We start from the raw sequence: 18,624 nt of genomic DNA, 5'->3' as shown, positions 1-18,624 counted from the left end.
ACAGGGAGGAAGCGTCGTCGTGAGCAGCAGGCCATCCCGAGGCGCTGCTCGCCTCGCAGCCATACTCGACGCCCTCCCCGACGCGCTGTTGCTCGTCAACTGCAACGGCACGGTCGTCAACGCCAACTCCATCGCGCTGGAGACCTTCGAGGCGCCGGGCACGGCCCTGGTGGGGCGCGGGCTGCTCGATCTGCTGCCCTCCTTCGACTCCAAGCGCATCCCGGGCTCCATGCGGCGCCGGGACGAGGACACCGAGGGCGGCCGGACGAAGCCGACCCGCATGGTCGCGCGGCGGACGGACGGGACCGAGCTGCTGGTCGAGGTGACCAGCGCCAACCTGGAGGACGGGCGCACCCCGTACGAGTCCGCCTTCGAGGCCGCGTACGCCGATCACCGCAATGGCTACACGGGCAATGAGCTGCTGATGCTCGTCGTCCGTGACCTGACCGGGACGCTGGACACCGAGACCGAGCTGGCCCGCCAGCAGCGGCAGACCGAGATGATCCTGCGGGCGGCGGCCGAGGGCGTGATCGGGGTGGACGCCGAGGGCAAGGTCGTCCTGGTCAATCCGTCCGCCGCGCAGATCCTGGGGTTCCGGGCGAGCGAGCTGGGCGGCAAGGAGCTGCACCCGCTGATCCACCACTCGCGGGCGGACGGCTCGGCGCTGCCGTGGGAGGAAACCCCGCTGGCCGACACCCTCAAGTCCGGGCGCAAGCACCGGGTGCGCGGGCAGGCGCTGTGGTCGAAGGACGGGCGGGCGGTGCCCGTCGATCTGACGACGGCGCCGGTGCGGGACGGCGATCAGCTCGTCGGCGCGGTGATGACCTTCACCGACCGCCGTGCGTTCGACTCGCTGGCGGCCCGGCACACCCAGCTGCTGGCGGTGCTCGACCAGGCGCTGCGCGGGCCCCTGGAGGAGCTGAAGGGTGAGCTGGGCACGCTCGCCTCCGACCCGGCCGGCCAGCTCTGGCCCGAGGCGAACCAGATCCTGCACCACCTCGCGGCCGGTCACGCCCGGATGACGACGCTGGTGGACAACGTCCTGAGCTATCAGCGGCTGGACTCCGGCAAGGAAAAGCTCAACCGCACGAAGGTTTCGCTGGACGGTGTGGTCGCGGCGGGCGTGGAAGGCGCGATCGAGCTGATCGGTCCCGGCCGGGCGCAGTTCGCGGTGCATGCGCCGCCGATAGAGGCGACGGTCGACGCGGAGCGGATCGCCCAGGCGCTCTCCCATCTGATCGCGGATGTCGCGGGGGTGGACTCGACGGGCCGGATGCCGGCCGGTGAGGCTGCCGTCGGCGGGCGTTCGGGGCCGATCCCCGGCGATTCGACGATCGTGGTGGCGGCGGCCAAGCGCGGTGATGTCGTACGGATCGAGGTGCGCGGGCCGTTCGGCGGCGGCGACCCGGTCCATGAGCCGATCGTCCGCGGAATCGTGCGGAAGCACGGCGGGCTGATGCAGACGCATGAGGTGCCCGGCGGCGGGCCCGGCGCGGGCGGCAGTGCGTATGTGCTGGAGCTGCCGGTGGTGGCGGACGGCACGACGGTGGACGGCGCGACGGGCGGCGCGGACCGGGCGGACGGGCCGACCGGCAATGAGACGACGGTGATGCCGGTACCGGCTGCCCATGCGCGGGGCACCCGGGGCAATGCGGCGGACACGGGCGACGGCGCGGATGACGGCTCGGGCAACGGCACCGGCACGGGACCGGGCTCGGGCAATGGCGAGCAGGGGCCGGGGGGCGACGGGCACGAGGGCGGCGACGAGGGCCGCCCCGGTGGTGACGGCGGTTCTGGTGGGTCCGGCGGTCCTGGCGGTTCCGGTGGGACCGGTGGTGGGGCCGGTGGGCCGCTCGGTGGCGGTGGCGCGGAGCGCGGCGCCGTGGTGCCGGAGCAGGCACACGGGGCACAGCCGACCGGCCGTCGCCGTGCGCGGCACTCGGGCGCGGAGCAGGGCGCGGAGCACGGCACGCACCCGGGCACGGGGCCGGGGGCCGGTGTGGCGCACGGTGCCATGGACGACGGTGGGACGGGGACGGGCGGCCCGGGTCCCGGGGCGGCCGAGGGCGGCCGTGGGGCCCATCCGCCGCACGGTGACGGCGCGCCGGGTACACAGGGCGGCCGGCCGGCGGACGGTACGGGGCTGCCGCCGGGCATGACGGGTGCCGAGTCCGTGCCGCCGACCGGACGGCGCCGGGGACGGCAGGACGCCACGGAGGGCGGCGGGCTGCCCGCGCTCCCCTCCGGAACGAGTCAGCCATCGGGACCGGGGCAGCAGCCGGGACACGGTCCGGTGGCGGGCGCGCAGGGTGGGCCGGCGGCCGGTCCCCAGGGGCCCGCGGCGACGCCGTCGGCCAACGGGCAGGCCCCGGTCCCCGCGCAGGCCTCGGCCCCGGTCCCCGCGCAGGGGTCGGCTCCGGTTCCTGCCCGACCGCTTCCTGCCCGTCCGCAGATTCCCGGGCAGGCCTCGGCGTCGGGGCAGGTGCCGGCCGCGGGGCAGACCCCGGTTCCGGGTCAGACTCCGGCTCCTGGGCAGCCGCATGTTCCCGGTCAGGCGCCGGCTCCGGGCGGGCCGCAGGGCCTCGGCCCCGTACAGCCGAGCGGGCGGCGGGCGCGCCGGGCACTGGCCGAGGCGCCCGAACGGTCCGCGCAGGGTGACCGGGAGCGGGCATCGGCGGCCGCCACTTCCGGGGCGCAGCAGCAGGCCGGTGCACGTACCGCCTTCGCGCTGCCGCCCGCCGCGGCGGACCGCACCCCGCAGTCGCTGCCCGCGACCGCCGACCAGGTGCCCGCACAGGCCGGTCCGCACGAGGCCGCCGGACCGCAGGAGGCTGCCGGGACGGGACGCCGTCGGGCGCGCCGTCCGGTGGCCAACGGTCCTGAGCAGGCGAGGGCCGGCGGACAGCCGGAATACGCGCTGGAAGCGGGCGTCAACTCCGGTGCGGCGCACGGCGAGTGGGACGGCGAGCCGACCGGCCGGCGACGGGCCAGACGGGCCGCGGCCGAGGAGCGGGCGGCGGCCGCCATGGCCGATTCCGAGTCGTCCGGCACGTTCGTGGCGGGCCCGGAAGGGCTCGTGGCGCAGCACAACGAGCCGGCGGAGGCGACGGGTACGGCCACCGGCACGGCGCCCGGGATCGCCCAGGGCCAGACGCCGGCCCACGCCCAGGCCCAGGCCCCGGAGGCGAGTGCGCCTCAGGTGCCCAACACGCCCCAGCCACCCCACGCACCCCACGGCCCCGCCGCCACCCAAGACCCCCGGAACCCCCAGGCGCCAGGCGCTCCCGCCCCCACCGGCCGTCGGCGTGGCCGCCCCAGCCCCGCCGAGGAGGCCGCGGGGCAGGCACCCGTACCCCCGCAGGGCGGCCCCGCCGCCCCGCACCGTCAGCCGCTGCCGCCCGCCGCCGAGGACGACGCGCACGCCGCGGGACACTCCCACGGGCGGGCGTTCAGCGTGCGCACGCTCGGGCAGGGCGTGCCGTTCACCCAGCAGATCGCCGACCAGCAGCGCGGGCAGGTGCCGCCGGGCAGCACGCCCCCGGGCAGCACGCCGCCCGGCAGCACACCGCCCGGCGGCACGTCCGCGGGTTCGGGCCGCCGCCGTAAGCTCGCCGCGCCGCCGCAGGAGGGCGCGGCCGCCGGATCGATGCCGGCCGAGGCGCGTCCGCACCCCGGTGCACCGCAGCCTCAGCAACAGCAGCCCGGACCGCCGGCTCCGCACCAGGCCCCCGCCCAGCCGCAGTCCCCGCCGCACCCTCATCTGATGGACACCGGCGAGGGGCGGGCCTTTGCCATCTCCGCGCCCGACGAGGGCAGCGAGGGCCCCGAGCCGCTGGACGGCCCGAACGGCGCCATAGAGGTGGTGGACCGTCAGCCCATGCCGATGGACGACGAGTTGCCGCCGGAGCCGCTGGACAACCCGCGCCGGCTGCTGGTCTGGCCGGCGCCGGACGTCGCCACCCAGCAGGCGCTCAGCGACCGCGGCTACCGCCCCGTCATCGTCAACTCCCGCGAAGAGGTGGACGCCCAGATCGCCGCGTACCCGGCGGCGCTCTTCGTCGACCCGCTGACCGGGCCGATCACCCGCACCGCGCTGCAGTCACTGCGCCAGGCGGCGGGGGCGGCCGAGGTCCCGGTGCTGGTGACCGCCGGTCTGGGGCAGGCCACCCGGGAGGCCGCGTACGGCGCGGACCCGGCGGTCCTGCTCAAGGCGCTGGCCCCGCGCGACAGTGAGGTCCACCCGCCGCGGGTGCTGCTGATCGAGGAGAACGACGCCATCGCGGGCGCCCTCACCGCCTCGCTGGAGCGGCGCGGAATGCAGGTCGCACGGGCCGGCGGCGACGCCGACGCGGTCACCCTCGCCACGCAGATGCGGCCGAATCTGGTCGTGATGGACCTGATGCAGGTACGCCGCCGTCGGGCCGGGATCGTCGACTGGCTGCGCGCCAACGGCCTGCTCGACCACACGCCGCTGGTCGTCTACACCTCCGCCGACATGGACCCGGCGCAGCTGCCGCGGCTGGCGGCCGGCGAGACGGTGCTCTTCCTCGCGGAGCGCTCCACGAGCGCCGAGGTGCAGGCCCGGATCGTCGACCTGCTCGCCAAGATCGGCACGAACTGACCCGTACCGAGTGAACTGCCCGCGGCGGGCGGCGGGCGGCGGGCGGCGGCCGGACGCCCCTGCCGCCGCCGTCGCCCGGCCGCCTTCGGCTCACGCCAGCAAGGTCACATCCAACTCGCCGTCCGCGTACTGCCGGCGCAGCACCTTCTTGTCGAACTTCCCCACGCTCGTCTTCGGCACCGCCGGAATCACCGCCCACCGCTCCGGCAGCTGCCAGCGCGCGATCCGCTCACCGAGGAATGCCTTCAGCTCCTCGTACCCGATGGTCGCGCCGTCGTTGAGCACCACGGTCGCCAGCGGCCGCTCGCCCCACTTGTCGTCCGGTACGGCGACCACCGCGGCCTCCGCGACATGCGGATGGGCCATCAGATGGTTCTCCAGCTCGACCGAGGAGATCCATTCGCCGCCGGACTTGATGACGTCCTTGGCGCGGTCGGTCAGCGTCAGATAGCCGTTGGGGGTGATGGTGCCGACGTCGCCGGTGCGCAGCCAGCCGTCGGGGCTGAACTTGTCCTCGGGGCGGAGCGGGCCGCTCTGTGCGCCGCCGTAGTAGGCGCCGGCGATCCACGGGCCGCGGACCTCCAGTTCGCCCGCGGCCTGGCCGTCGCAGGGGAGCTGTTCGCCGCCGGGGCCGATCAGCCGCGCCTCGACGGAGGCGGGGAAGCGGCCCTGGGTGGCGCGGTAGGCCCACTCGTCGTCGCCGCTGACCCCGGCCGGCGGGTGGGCGACACTGCCCAGCGGGGAGGTCTCGGTCATGCCCCAGGCGTGCACGACGCGGATGCCGTGCCGCTCCTCGAAGCCGCGCATCAGGGCGGGCGGGCAGGCGGAGCCACCGATGACGACCGTCCGCAGACAGGCGACATCCCGTTTCCTGGCGTCGAGTTCGGCGAGCAGACCCTGCCAGATGGTGGGAACCGCGGCGCCGATGGTGGGCCGTACGGTCTCGATCATCTCGGCGAGCGGCGCGGGCTGCAGGAAGCGGTCCGGCATCAGCAACGAGGCACCGGCCATGAAGGCGGCGTGCGGCAGGCCCCAGGCGTTGACGTGGAACATCGGCACGACGGGCAGTGTGATGTCGCGCGAGGTGAGCGCGAACGCCTCGGCGGTGTTGACCTGCATCGAGTGCAGATACAGCGAGCGGTGGCTGTAGAGCACGCCCTTGGGGTCGCCGGTGGTCCCCGAGGTGTAACAGAGGGCCGCGGCCTCCCGCTCGTCGATCTCCGGCCAGTCGTAGCTCTCCGGCCGCCCGGCGATCAGCTCTTCGTAGTCGTGCACCCGCGCCGGGCCGCCCGCCACCAGGGAGCGGTCGCCGGGGCCGACGACGACGAGGTGCTCGACGTTCGGCAGCTGCGGCAGCAACGGGGCGAGCAGCGGCAGCAGACTGCCGTTGGCGAGCACGACCCGGTCCTCGGCGTGGTTGACGATCCACACCAGCTGCTCGGCGGGCAGCCGCAGATTGAGCGTGTGCAGCACCGCCCCCATGGAGGGGATCGCGAGATAGGCCTCCAGGTGCTCCGCGTTGTTCCACATGAGGGTGCCGACCCGTTCCTCGTCGGCGACCGACAGCTCCTCGCGCAGCGCATGGGCCAGCTGCGCGGCCCGGCGGCCGACCTCGGCGAAGGTGCGCCGGTGCGGATCTCCCTCGGTCCAGGTGATGACCTGCGACTCACCGTGAACCGTCGCCCCATGGGCCAGGATTCGCGAGACGGTGAGCGGTACGTCCTGCATCGTGCTGAGCACCGGGTGCCTCCGCTTTGTTACGGGCGGGTAGTGGTGCTGCGATTGTCAGCGCATACCAATCGGTATGTCACGCCCTCCGAGGTGTGTTCTTACCCTCTCGTGCAGAAATGCGGCCATGAGCGGGCCACCTCCGGGCGCATGGCGCGGAGCTGCGGGCTCCCTTGTGATGCCGTGCGCCTATGTCCTCTTGACGGCCTGTTTCGGTGTTCACGCAGGCCGGCGGCAGGGGCTGAGACCACGGAGACGGGTGGCCGGGCGCAGGGGGGCGAAGCGGCCGGCCGTCTCCGGCGGCCCGGCTCCCCTCGCGCCCCTGCCCCGTCAACCCCTCCGCTCAGCCGCCGGAGTCACCGCCTGGAGGACCAGGACCGACAGATCGTCCTCGACCGGGCCGGTGCCGAAGTCGTGGGCGGCGCGCCGTACGTGTTCGGCGAGGGCCTTGGCGCCCAGGCCCATGCCGTCGCGCATCACCTCGATCAGGCCGTCGTTGTCGTCCAACTGCCAGTTGCCGCAGCGGCGTTCGGTGACGCCGTCGGTGACGCACAGCAGCGTCTCGCCCGGTGCGAGGGCGAAGGAGCTGGCGTGGAATTCGGTGCCCTCGTCGATGCCGAGCAGCATCTGGGGGTCGGAGGCCGGCTCCACGGTGCCGTCCACGAACATGTGCAGCGGTGGCGGGTGGCCGGCGCTGGCGACCGTGCAGCGGGCCCCGGGGACGCCCGTATCGACTTCCAGCTCCCCGTACAGCAGGCTCAGGAAGCGGGAGGTGGCCTGCTCGCCGCCCAGTTCCACCGCCTCCGCGCTCTCCTCGGCCATGGCCAGATTCAGCCTGCCGAGCACCGACTCGACGCCGTGGCCCTCGCGGGCCAGCAGCCGCACCAGGTGGCGGGCGAGGCCGGTGACGGACATCGCCTCGGGGTCCTTGCCCTGTACGTCCCCGAGCAGGAAGCACCAGCGGCGGTCGCCCATCGGGAAGACGTCGTAGAAGTCGCCGCCGACGGTCTGCCCCTCGCCGTGCGGCTCGTAGACGATCGCGGTGTCGACACCGGGGATGCTGGCGAGCGTGGCGGGCAGCTGCCGGCGCTGGAGCGCCAGGCTGATCGTGGTCTGCCGGGTGTACTGGCGGGCGGTGTACACGGCCTGGGCGACCCGTCGTGCCACGTCCTCGACCATCCGCACCACGGTGTCGGTCATCTGGAGGTGCCCCGCCCGGCCGAGCAGCAGCATGCCCTGATCGGTGTCGCGGGCGACCAGGGGGAAGGCGAGCGCGGAACCGCCGGAAGGGGCCGCACCGGCGCATTCCGGCCAGGGCCAGGGGTTGCCGGCGGTGTGGATGATGTCGGACGGCGGGTCCCGTTCGAGCTCCGCGCGGAGCGGGGTGATCCGCCGCTCGTCGACGTGCCAGACCCGCGACAGCCGCACCCCGCCACCCTCCGTGGTGAGCCAGATGGCGCACCAGTCGGCGAGCCGGGGCACCAGCAGCTGGGCGGCGAGCGCGGTGACCATGTCCTGGTCGAGCTGCCCGGCCAGCAGTTCGCTGGTCTCGGCGAGGAAGGACGGGCCGCCGCGGTCGGCCCATTCGGCGGCGAACCCGTGCGGGCGGCCGCGCGGTGTCACGGGGTGGTCCAGGCGTACGGGAGGCTCGGGGCGGCGCGACTCGCGGCGGGGCGCGGCGGGGGCGGCGCGGGCGCGCAGCGGCTCGCCCTCGGTGGCCTCCAGGCGGAACCAGACGGTCTTCACCGCATGGCGGTAGGTCACGCCCCAGGACTCCGCCAGGGCGCTCACCAGCTGGAGTCCGAATCCCGGCTCTCCGGTGCGGGCGTCGACCCCGCCGCGTACGCCCCGGGCGGGATGGCGGTCGGAAACCTCCACCACGACGCCCGCCTTGGCCGGGCGGCGCTCTCCGTCATTCTCGGCGGCCGCCGGCCCGTCGTGCTCCAGGCGACAGGTCACGTCGATATCGGTACCGGCGTACATCACGGCATTGGTGACCAGCTCGCTGGTGAGCAGGACGGCATCGTGGATGAGTTCGGCGCTGATCGCCGCCGCACCGGGCCCTGCCGTGGCGGGCGGGGCCGTCGCCCGCTCGGTGAGCAGCGCGCGCACGAATTTGCGTGCGCCGGCGGCCGCGAGCTGGTTCGCGGGCAGCCCTTTCCGGGACACGGTTTCCGTCGTGTGCGGGGAGGACAGCGCTACCACTGCGCCCCCTGAATATGCCGGGAAAAACTGATTACAAGCGCTTTATACTATGTCATATCTGCCCAAATGGATCACCCTGCTCGAATGGCTCTCTCCGCAACAATCATTGGGGGGATGGTGTGCCATGGCGCTCGACCCGGCCCGGCCCGAGTCCGCTTCTTCGCCCCCGGAGCCTCCCGAGCCCACTGAGCCCCCGCAGCCCCCCGCCCCCCGGCACGACGGACAGTGGGTCCGCACCAGTGAGCTACGGCCTCTCCTCGCGGCGATGATTGCGCTGCGGGACGGGGATTTCACCGCCCGTGCGGATATCCCGCAGGGCGGCTCCTCCACGGATGGCGTGGTGGCCGATATGACGGGCGTCTTCAACCAGATCGCCGCCCGCAACGCCCACCTCTCCTCCGAGCTGCAACGCGTGCGCAGCGAGATCATCCGGCAGGGCCGGCTGGACGAGCGGATCTCCGCCAGTCCCGGCCAGGGGACCTGGACGACGAATATCGAGGCGGCCAACACCGTGCTCCAGGCGCTGGTGGTCCCACTCGCCAAGGCCACCCGGGTACTGGACGCGGTGGCCGACGGCGACCTGACCCAGCGGGTCGATCTGCACGACGGCAACCGCGCGCTCCGCGGCGATCTGCGCCGGCTGGGCAGCGGGGTGAACCGCATGGTCGACCAGCTGTCGCTGTTCACCGGCGAGGTCACCCGGGTCGCCCGCGAGGTCGGCACCGAGGGCCGGCTCGGCGGCCGGGCCAAGGTCCAGGGGCTCTCCGGCGACTGGCTCCATGTGACCGAGGCGGTCAACACCATGGCGTCGCGGCTGACCGCGCAGGTCAGGGACATCGCCGTGGTCACCACCGCGGTGGCCACCGGCGACCTGACCCAGCAGGTGACCGTCGAGGCCACCGGCGAGCTGCTGGAGCTGAAGCTCACCGTCAACAAGATGGTCGACCAGCTGCGCGCCTTCGCCGACGAGGTCACCCGGGTCGCCCGCGAGGTCGGCACCGAGGGCCAGCTGGGCGGCCGGGCGCAGGTCCGGGGCGTCTCCGGGGTCTGGAAGGACCTCACCGACAACGTCAACTTCATGGCGTCCAACCTGACCTGGCAGGTCCGCAACATCGCCCAGGTCACCACGGCCGTCGCCAACGGCGACCTGAGCCAGAAGATCACCGTGGACGCCCGCGGCGAGATCCTGGAGCTGAAGTCGACGATCAACACGATGGTCGACCAGCTCTCCGCCTTCGCCGACGAGGTCACCCGCGTCGCCCGCGAGGTCGGCACCGAAGGGCGGCTGGGCGGCCGGGCGCAGGTCCGGGGCGTCTCCGGGGTCTGGAAGGACCTCACCGAGAGCGTCAACTTCATGGCGGACAACCTGACCTCCCAGGTCCGCAACATCGCCCTGGTCGCCACCGCCGTCGCGGAGGGCGACCTCGGCAAGACGATCACCGTGGAGGCCAAGGGCGAGATCCTGGAGCTCAAGACCACGATCAACACCATGGTCGACCAGCTCTCCGCCTTCGCCGACGAGGTCACCCGCGTCGCCCGCGAGGTCGGCACCGAAGGAAACCTCGGCGGTCAGGCGCAGGTCAGGGACGTCTCCGGGGTCTGGAAGGACCTCACCGACAACGTCAACTTCATGGCGCTCAACCTGACCTCCCAGGTCCGCAACATCGCCCAGGTCACCACGGCCGTCGCCAACGGCGACCTGTCCAAGAAGATCGACGTCGACGCCCGCGGCGAGATCCTGGAGCTGAAGGACACGGTCAACACGATGGTCCAGCAGCTGCGGGCTTTCGCGGACGAGGTCACCCGCGTCGCCCGCGAAGTCGGCACCGAGGGACGGCTGGGCGGCCGGGCCCAGGTCCACGGCGTCTCCGGCGTGTGGAAGAACCTCACCGACAACGTCAACTTCATGGCCGACAACCTGACCTCCCAGGTCCGCAACATCGCCCAGGTCGCCACCGCCGTGGCCAAGGGCGACCTGTCCAAGAAGATCGACGTCGACGCCCGCGGCGAGATCCTGGAGCTCAAGACGACCATCAACACGATGGTCGACACCCTGTCGTCGTTCTCGTCCGAGGTGACCCGCGTCGCCCGCGAGGTCGGCAGCGAGGGCCAGCTCGGCGGCCAGGCCCGCGTCGAGGGCGTCTACGGCACCTGGAAGCGGCTGACCACCAGCGTCAACGAGCTGGCGCTGAACCTGACCACGCAGGTCCGGGCGATCGCCGAGGTGGCCAGCGCGGTCACCCAGGGCGATATGTCCGGCTCGATCACCGTGGACGCCCAGGGCGAGGTCGCGGCCCTGAAGAACAACGTCAACCTGATGGTCGCCAACCTCCGCGAGACCACCCGCGCCAAGGACTGGCTGGAGTCCAACCTGGCCCGTATCGCCGGCCTGATGCAGGGCCACCGCGACCTGGTCGAGGTCGCCGACCTGATCCTGCGCGAGCTGACCCCGCTGGTGAATGCGCAGTTCGGCGCGTTCTTCCTGGCGGAAGCGGGCGCCGAGCCGGGCGAGGGCCTGGAGCTGATCGCCGGTTACGGCACCGGCCAGCCCGAGGGCCGCCGCTCGCTGCCGAGGCTGCGGCTGGGCACCCCCGGCTGGGGCCTGATCACCCAGGCCGCCATGGAGAAGAAGCGCATCGTCGTCGACGCCGTCCCGCCCGACTACATCACCATCAGCTCCGGGCTCGGCGCCGCGGCCCCGGCCAGCATCGTCATCCTCCCGGTCCTCTTCGAGGACCAGGTGCTCGGCGTCATCGAGCTGGCCTCCTTCAGCCGGTTCAGCGAGGTCCACCTCGCCTTCATCGACCAGTTCGTGAACACCATCGGCGTCTCGATCAACACCATCATCGCCAACTCCCGTACGGAGTCGCTGCTGTCGGAGTCCCAGCGGCTGACCGCCGAGCTCCGCCAGCGCTCCGACGAACTCCAGCTGACGAACGCCGAGTTGGAGGAGAAGGCGGCCCTCCTCGCCACCTCCTCCCAGTACAAGTCGGAGTTCCTGGCGAACATGTCGCACGAGCTGCGCACCCCGCTCAACTCCCTGCTGGTGCTCTCCCGGCTCCTCGCCGACAACCCCGAGGGCCGGCTCTCCGCCCAGGAGGTGGAGTTCGCCGTCACCATCCACCGGGCGGGCTCCGACCTCCTCCAGCTCATCAACGACATCCTCGACCTGTCGAAGATCGAGGCCGGCCGGATGGACGTCCACCCCAAGGCCCTGCCGCTGATCAAACTGCTCGACTACGTCCGCGCCACCTTCCGGCCGCTCACCGTCGACCGCGGCCTCACCTTCGACGTCAAGGTCGGCGAGAGAGTCCCCAAGGAGCTCTTCTCCGACGAACAGCGCCTCCAGCAGATCCTGCGCAACCTCCTGTCCAACGCCGTGAAGTTCACCTCCTCGGGCGGCGTGGAACTCATCGTCGAACGCGTCCCCGGCACGGATTTCGAGGAGGAATCCCTCCGCACCGCCGACGACGTCATCGCCCTCTCCGTCAAGGACACCGGCATCGGCATCTCACCGGAAAAGCTCGACGGCATCTTCGAGGCGTTCCAGCAGTCCGACGGCACCACCAACCGCAAATACGGCGGCACCGGCCTCGGCCTGTCCATCAGCCGCGATATGGCCGCGCTGCTCGGCGGCCGGATCATCGCCGAGAGCGAGCCGGGCGTCGGCTCGACCTTCACCCTGTATGTGCCCGCGCGCTACACGGGCCCCTTCCCCGCCCCGAGCCCCACCGCCGCCACCCGCCCCGCGGACAGCACCGCACAGGCCGGCCCCGCCCGCCCCGTCCTGGCCGAACAGCTCACGGCCACGCCGCCCGGCCCGACCGCAACCACCCCGCGGAGCAGCCCTCCCGGCAGCGTCAGCGATGTCTTCCCCACCCAGACAGAACAGGACCAGGCTCCGCACCCGGACCAGCGCCCGGGTGCCCCCTCCCCCGACGGCGGCGATGTCACCTGGCCCGAGACCACCCGCCTCAGGGACTGGCTCAGCGGACGCCCCGGCGAGGTGCTGGCCAACCGCCGCATCCTCATCGTCGACGACGACATCCGCAATGTCTTCGCGCTCACGCACGTACTGGGCCGGGTCGGGATCAGCGTCAAATACGCCGAGAACGGCCGCGAGGGGCTGGAGGTCCTTGACCGGACACCGGACGTCTCGCTGGTGCTGATGGACATCATGATGCCGGAAATGGATGGTTACGAGATGATCAAGGCGATCCGACAAGCGCCTCGATTCGCCGACCTGCCGGTCATCGCGCTCACCGCGAAGGCCATGCCGGGCGACCGCGAAAGGGCGATCGAGAGCGGGGCCAACGACTACATCCCCAAGCCGGTGGATGTGGACCGCCTGCTGTCCGTGATCTGCGGCCTTCTGGACCCGCAGGAGGGCCATGCGGTTCCGCATCCGGAGGCCGATCCGGTTCCGCGTCCGGAAGCCGAACCGGTCCCGCATCCGGAAGCCGATCCGGTCCCGCGCCCGGAGGCCGTCGGCCCCAAGGGCGTCTACCCGGACAGCGCGGGCCAGGCCACCGAGGGCACGGGGCAGGACGCCGAAAGTACCGGCCAGGACGGGCGGGGAACGGCAGCCGGGGAGCAATCATGACGACCGCACCGGACACCTCATCCAGCATCCTCATCGTCGACGACATGGAGGAAAACCTCGTCGCACTGGAAGCCGTACTGGGCTCGCTCACCCAGAAGGTGGTCCGCGCGCGATCCGGCGAAGAGGCCCTGAAGGCCATGCTCCGCGAGGAATTCGCGGTCGTCCTCATCGATGTGCTGATGCCCGGCATGAACGGCTTCGAGACCGCCGCCAACATCAAGGGCCTGGACCAGACCAAGGACGTCCCGATCATTCTCCTCACCGGCGCCTCGGTCGACCCCAACTACGCCTACCGCGGCTACACGGTCGGCGCCGCCGACTTCCTCATCAAGCCCTTCGACCCCTGGCTGCTGCGCACCAAGGTGAACGTGTTCCTCGACCTCCACCGCAAGAACCGCCAACTTGCCGCCCAGGCCGAACAGTTGAAGCGCCTGCTGACGTCGGACGACCACCCTGCGGACGAGGGCCCACCGCCCGCGACGACCGCGACCACCACGGCCCCGGCGGCGCCGACAGGAACGACCACGCCCATGACCACCAGCGCGGCAGCCTCCGCAGCCGGAACGGAAGCGGCTGCACCTTCGGACGCGACGTCGCCCCCGCCCGCATCCTCGCCCACGGGATCGGGGGTGGCCGAGCACCCTCCCATCCCCCCGGGGGGCCCCGGCGCCCCGACGCCTGCGGAGCCGTACCGGCAGCCCACGCAGCCCACGGCGCCCGGCGCCGGCGACGCATCCCGCCTCGCGGACATCGCCGGCCAGCTCGCCGAGGTGGAACTCCTCCTGCGCGACGCAAAAGGCTCCGACAAGGAGCGCCTTGCCGACCGCATCACCGAACTGGAGGAAGCGGTCGGCAGGTTGCTGGTCAGCCGCGGGACGTGAAACTCATACCCTTGAGCTTTCCCGGCTGCTCTTTCCGCGCGGCCCCGGCACCTTGTCGACGGTGAAGGCGTAAATTCCCGCCAGGGCGAATATCGCCAGATACTGAGCCCAGATGGCGTGCTCCAGCACCCTGTTCACCGCGATGAGCACACCGGCCCAGAGAACAGTAAATGCAATCTTGCCCATCAGGATTTCCTAAGCCTTTAGGCGAGAGCCGAGAGGCAGGCGGCGTCGCTGCCCCCAACGGTCTTCGTCGCGATGTCCGAGGCGAGGTCCGAGGTGACGCCCTTGCTGACGTACCGGCCGGCGACCAGCGCCCCGGCTCCGCCCGCCACCGCACCCGAGGCAAGGCTCTTCATTGAATTTCCCCATTCAACTTTTCACACGGGGCAGTATGGGTCAGATACCGCGCCCGTTCTTGGTCATCCACGAACGTACTAGTCCACCCCTCCCTCGGGAACCCGGATGCGCGGATCTTGAGCTGTCTTGAGTTTGAGGATTCTGTGAAACTCTGACGTGGCAGACCATCGTGGCGTTTGGACCGACTGATAGCTCAATGTCCGGCTATTCGTAGAGGCGAGCGCGGAGAGAAGCGCGCGCAGCACGAGCCTTCCATTGCCAACTCCCTCACAAACAAGAGCAGTTCACCTGCCGGGGCCAAGAGCGCAGCTCACCCGGGAATTTCCGTCGGCTGCGACGTGGGCCCAGGCCGCACAGAGGAGTGACCGAGGGCACTTGACGATCAGAAGGAGCGAACGGACCGGTGGGCCCCCGCGAGCGGCACAGCGCGCCCGGACGATGCGCTGACGTCCCTGTAGAGGTGAGGCTCCCGGAGCTACGCGTAACGCGGGAGGTCCTGCGTCGTGATGGTCCACTCACCGACGGTGACGTCCTCGCCGTAGACGAATTCCTTACGGGTCGCATAGCGGGGGCCGCTCGGGGTCGGATGGATATCGGAGAGCACCGCACCCGAGCCCGTACGCGGATCGAAGATCGCATACACGGGGATACCCAGCAGGGGATAGTCGCGCATCTTGCTCACCCAGTCATTGTCCGGGTTGGAACGGGAAACGACTTCGATGGCGGCGAGGAGCGTACGCGGATCGAAGGCCCCCTCGACCTCCATGTCCGTCTCAGCGATCACCATGACATCGGGGTGACGCATGATGCCCTCGGCCTGGCTCTCCACGTCGGGAGTCCCCGTATGGGCCACCAGTAGTTCCGGCATCACCTTTTCGAGGCGTTTACGGATTCGTAGTGTGGTCAACTCGTGCGGCCCGACAGGCGCCCTCGTGTCATGAACAATCCCTTCCTTCGTGATCTCGAACTTTCCTGGAAGGGTGTCGGCCATCGACTGAACGAACTCCCGCATGGTCTGGTAGAGAAGGGCGTCCCGCTGCGCGTCATCGGGGGCCATCGTCATGGCGCTCGCTCCTCATCTCTGTCGGCATCTCTGCCGGCGTGCCCATCGGAGTCCTCAGCTTCATGCTGGGCGGCTCCTTGCTCTGGGGCTCTGGGTGGCGGCAGTCGCGGCAGAGGCCCGGGGCGGGGGCACGGAAGGCCCGCTCGCAGCCGTCGCAGGTCCGGAGCGGTGGTGGGGCCGGGAGCTTGGGGGCACAGGGCGGTGTGGGTGCCGCCGGGAGGGGTGGGGGCAGGGCTTCCGTGAGCCGGTGGGCGAGCAGGGCCGCCGGGTGGCGGAGTGCGGGCGGGAGGCCCGCGGTCAGGGCGTTGCGTACGGCGTCCGGGGAGGCGCCGCGTTCCAGCCAGGCGGCGACCGGCGGAGTGAGGCGGTTGATGTCCCGTACGGAGAGCAGCAGGCGGGGGTCGTCGCGGCGGAGGTTCGCCAGGAGGGCGGCGGCGGGGGCGTGGTGCGCGCGGGCCACGGGCTCCGGTAGGTGTGATGCGGGGGAAGGCGGTGCGGGGGAAGGCCTCGGCGCGGGGTCCGGCTGCGGGGGCCGCCTTACGGGGGCCGGGTCCGGCGCGGGAGGGGGCGGTTCGACGGCCGTGCGGCGTTTGGCCTGCTCGGCGGCCTCGCGGGCGCGGCGGGCGCGGGTGGCCTGCGGGTTGTTGTACGAGAGCGTGAGCGTGACCATCCGCCCGTCATCGGTGCGCCGCCTGACCCGTTCGAGGTAGCCGTTCGCCTCCAACTCCCGTAAGGCGGCGGCGATCCGGTCCCGTCCCTCCGGGAAGCGCTTGGCCAGCGAACGGATGTCGACCGGCGCTCCCTCGGGCAGCGACTGGATGTGGGCGGCGAGCCCGATCGCCAGGCCGGACAGGGACCGGTGCTGGGTGAGGTGGTTGCCGACGATCGTGTAGCCGGAGTCCTGGTACTCGGTGACCTTGCGGACGCCGGCCGGGGATCGCCGAATCTCGTACTGGGCGCGCGCAGGCGCATTAAGCTTTTGCTCAGCCATAGGGAAGGGTTCGGTCTTCCTCGTTGGTCAGGCCCTCGATCGGGATGCCAGTCCCGGCCGGGGGCCGTCGCATGTGTGCGGGATTTTGGGGTTGTTGCTGCCGAGAGTGCATGGGCGAGGGCAGCGGAGGCGAGCCTTCCGGTCATGGATCACCCAAGCGAGTGACGGCGGGGCGCGCCGGGGTGGGTCGGGCTGGGTTGGGCTGGGTTGGAGAGGTTTCTCTACCTGGGGTGATGGATCTTTTACGGGCCGAACCCCCGGCGCTCGGCACACCGACGCCTGGCTTCCCGGCGTCCGGCTTCCCGGCCTCCGGTTGACGGGCCGCCAGTCGTCTCCCCTCCCTCCCCCGGGTCTCATCGGCCCCACATCGGCAGGTCGAATTCCGCCCAGACCGTCTTGCACGGGAATGGCCCCCGGCAGGTACCCCAGCGGTCGGCAAGCGCTTCGACCAGAACCAGTCCGTGACCCGACTCCCGTAGACCTGACGCCTGGGGGGCCGGAAGCTCGTCACCGCGCGCGTCCGTCACCTCGATACGGAGCGTGTCCGCGTCAGACAGCACGGCAAGGCGGAAATCGCGGCCCGGTACGCACCCGTGCGTGGCGGCGTTCGCGGCCAGCTCGGCGATGACGTGGGCCGGGGATTCGAACGGCAGACCCCAGGACCGGAGTTGTTCGGTGGCAAGGAGCCGTGCGAGGCGCGCGCCCCGGCGGGTGGCGGAGAGCTGGACCTTGAACTGGAGCTTGTACTCGGCGATTTCCTGATTCATGTCACTCAGCGTGGTCGGGCGTGCTTACGCTGAATAGTGATGACGCCAGTACTCATGGTGATGTCCACGGGTTGTCCAGAGGCGTCCCTGCTGTCCAGGAGGTGGAAGCGGATGAATGTTGACGGTGCGGAAGACGGGGGTTGGGAACTCGATCCGGAAGACGACGCACAAGCGGCCGTGGAGACGGTCGGGCGCCAGCTGAAGCTGTGGCGGGAGGCGGCAGGGCTACGCCCAGCCGAGTTCGCGGCGGCCGTCGGGTACGGGGAGAACCTGATCTACAAGATCGAGCGCGGCACCCGCATCCCGCGCCCGGAATACCTCGACAAGGCCGATGAGGTCTTGGGAGCGGGCGGCAAGGTCGCCGCGATGAAGAAGGATGTGGAGCAGGCCCGGTATCCGAAGAAGGTGCGGGACCTGACGAGGTGGGAGGCCGAGGCAGTCGAGCTGGGGGCATACGGCAGCCACAACCTGCACGGGCTCTTACAGACAGAGGAGTACGCGCGGGCGCTGTTCGAGATGCGACGGCCCGCCTGGCCCCAGGACAAGGTGGATCGCGAGGTGGCCGCGCGAGTGACGCGACGGTCGATCTTCGACCGCACGCCCGCCCCTGCCCTCACTTTTGTCCAGGAAGAGGTGACGCTTCGCCGTCCTCTCGGAGGCACAATGGTCTTGCGTCGGCAGCTCGAACGATTGTTGGAAGTGGGCCAGTTGCGGAACGTCGAGATCCAGGTAATGCCGACGGACCGCGAGGACCACGCAGGTATGGGCGGCCGGATCCAGCTGCTCAAGTTCGGTGACGGCTCAGTTGTGGGCCACTCCGACGGGCAGTTCGGCAATCGTCGCGTCTCCCACCCGAAGGAGATCCAGGTCCTTGAGCTGCGCTATGGCATCATCCGGGCCCAGGCTCTCACGCCCCGGGAGTCACTGGCCTTCATCGAGAAAGTGCTGGGAGAGACATGCCTCTGAAGCCCTCCATCGGGACCGGCCGCGAGCTGTCGTGGTTCAAGAGCAGCTACAGCGGCGACAGTGACAGCAACGAGTGCGTCGAGGTCGCGTGGACCAAGAGCAGCTACAGCGGCCAAGGCAACGGCAACGAATGCCTTGAAGTCGCCACCACCCCCGACACCATCCGCATCCGCGACTCCAAGAACCCCCACGGCCCTCAGCTCCGTCTCCGGCCCTCCGCATGGGCCGACTTCGTCGCGTTTGCCGTCGAAGGGGGTTGAGCGCACGGCTGCTGTTTGGTGGCGGTTGCTCAGCAGTGCTGTTTGGGATCTTTCACCCCGGCCCTTCAGGATCTGCACCCCGGCAAAACAGATGCCGCGGACTGCACCGCAGCGTAATGTGTGATCCCGGCTGCTGCCTATTACCTGGCCGTTGAGGCGGCCACAGCTTCGGGAGGGCT

General features: G+C 71.2%; 12 protein-coding genes. 5 read left to right on the top strand and 7 right to left on the bottom strand.

What is annotated here, in order from left to right; genetic code table 11:
- Positions 1-19 precede the first annotated feature (19 nt).
- A complete protein-coding gene (locus CFW40_RS18545) occupies positions 20-4,621 on the top strand; it encodes a PAS domain-containing protein (protein ID WP_088798954.1) in 4,602 nt (1,533 codons plus the stop codon).
- A 90-nt stretch (positions 4,622-4,711) separates the two neighbouring features.
- Here the strand turns inward: CFW40_RS18545 and CFW40_RS18540 are convergent, their stop codons facing one another.
- Positions 4,712-6,361 carry a long-chain fatty acid--CoA ligase gene (locus CFW40_RS18540; protein WP_088798953.1) on the bottom strand — a complete coding sequence of 550 codons (1,650 nt, stop codon included), beginning with the start codon at positions 6,359-6,361 and terminating at the stop codon, positions 4,712-4,714.
- 318 nt (positions 6,362-6,679) lie between these two features.
- Positions 6,680-8,518 (bottom strand): SpoIIE family protein phosphatase, encoded by a 1,839-nt coding sequence (locus CFW40_RS18535; protein WP_256331407.1) that lies wholly within the window; start codon positions 8,516-8,518, stop codon positions 6,680-6,682.
- 160 nt (positions 8,519-8,678) lie between these two features.
- On the opposite strand from CFW40_RS18535, the gene CFW40_RS18530 reads away from it, so the two are divergent.
- Positions 8,679-13,157, top strand: coding sequence for a HAMP domain-containing protein (locus CFW40_RS18530; protein WP_088798951.1), 4,479 nt, complete (start codon positions 8,679-8,681; stop codon positions 13,155-13,157).
- Positions 13,154-14,038 (top strand): two-component system response regulator, encoded by an 885-nt coding sequence (locus tag CFW40_RS38945; protein ID WP_088798950.1) that lies wholly within the window; start codon positions 13,154-13,156, stop codon positions 14,036-14,038. Before CFW40_RS18530 ends, CFW40_RS38945 begins: the two co-directional genes overlap by 4 nt.
- Positions 14,039-14,041: 3 nt before the next feature.
- Here the strand turns inward: CFW40_RS38945 and CFW40_RS18520 are convergent, their stop codons facing one another.
- The 5 genes from CFW40_RS18520 to CFW40_RS18505 all read right to left on the bottom strand — a co-directional run bounded on the left by CFW40_RS18520 (position 14,042) and on the right by CFW40_RS18505 (position 17,219).
- A complete protein-coding gene (locus CFW40_RS18520) occupies positions 14,042-14,224 on the bottom strand; it encodes a hypothetical protein (RefSeq protein WP_088798949.1) in 183 nt (60 codons plus the stop codon).
- A 17-nt stretch (positions 14,225-14,241) separates the two neighbouring features.
- Positions 14,242-14,397, bottom strand: a complete 156-nt coding sequence (locus CFW40_RS37140) for a hypothetical protein (RefSeq protein ID WP_176956460.1) — start codon at positions 14,395-14,397, stop codon at positions 14,242-14,244.
- A 476-nt stretch (positions 14,398-14,873) separates the two neighbouring features.
- Entirely contained in the window at positions 14,874-15,461 is a 588-nt protein-coding gene (locus CFW40_RS18515; protein ID WP_088798948.1) for a Uma2 family endonuclease, read from the bottom strand.
- On the bottom strand, positions 15,442-16,452 hold the full coding sequence (locus tag CFW40_RS18510; protein ID WP_256331408.1) for a helix-turn-helix domain-containing protein: 1,011 nt from the start codon (positions 16,450-16,452) through the stop codon (positions 15,442-15,444). Before CFW40_RS18510 ends, CFW40_RS18515 begins: the two co-directional genes overlap by 20 nt.
- 353 nt (positions 16,453-16,805) lie before the next feature.
- The gene (locus tag CFW40_RS18505; RefSeq protein WP_088798947.1) at positions 16,806-17,219 is read right to left on the bottom strand and encodes an ATP-binding protein; all 414 of its coding nucleotides are present in this window, start codon (positions 17,217-17,219) and stop codon (positions 16,806-16,808) included.
- Positions 17,220-17,330: 111 nt separating this feature from the next.
- Between CFW40_RS18505 and CFW40_RS18500 the strand changes: the two genes are divergently transcribed.
- Both CFW40_RS18500 and CFW40_RS18495 read left to right on the top strand, forming a co-directional pair.
- Positions 17,331-18,185 carry a helix-turn-helix transcriptional regulator gene (locus tag CFW40_RS18500; protein ID WP_088798946.1) on the top strand — a complete coding sequence of 285 codons (855 nt, stop codon included), beginning with the start codon at positions 17,331-17,333 and terminating at the stop codon, positions 18,183-18,185.
- On the top strand, positions 18,176-18,445 hold the full coding sequence (locus CFW40_RS18495) for a DUF397 domain-containing protein (RefSeq protein ID WP_088798945.1): 270 nt from the start codon (positions 18,176-18,178) through the stop codon (positions 18,443-18,445). Before CFW40_RS18500 ends, CFW40_RS18495 begins: the two co-directional genes overlap by 10 nt.
- The last annotated feature ends 179 nt before the right edge of the window (positions 18,446-18,624 follow it).

It is taken from the genome of Streptomyces sp. 2114.4 (assembly GCF_900187385.1).
Classification (GTDB): Bacteria; Actinomycetota; Actinomycetes; order Streptomycetales; family Streptomycetaceae; genus Streptomyces; species Streptomyces mooreae.
The sequence above is the reverse complement of the archived record's forward strand: the minus strand, read 5'-3'. Positions and strand labels throughout refer to the sequence as shown.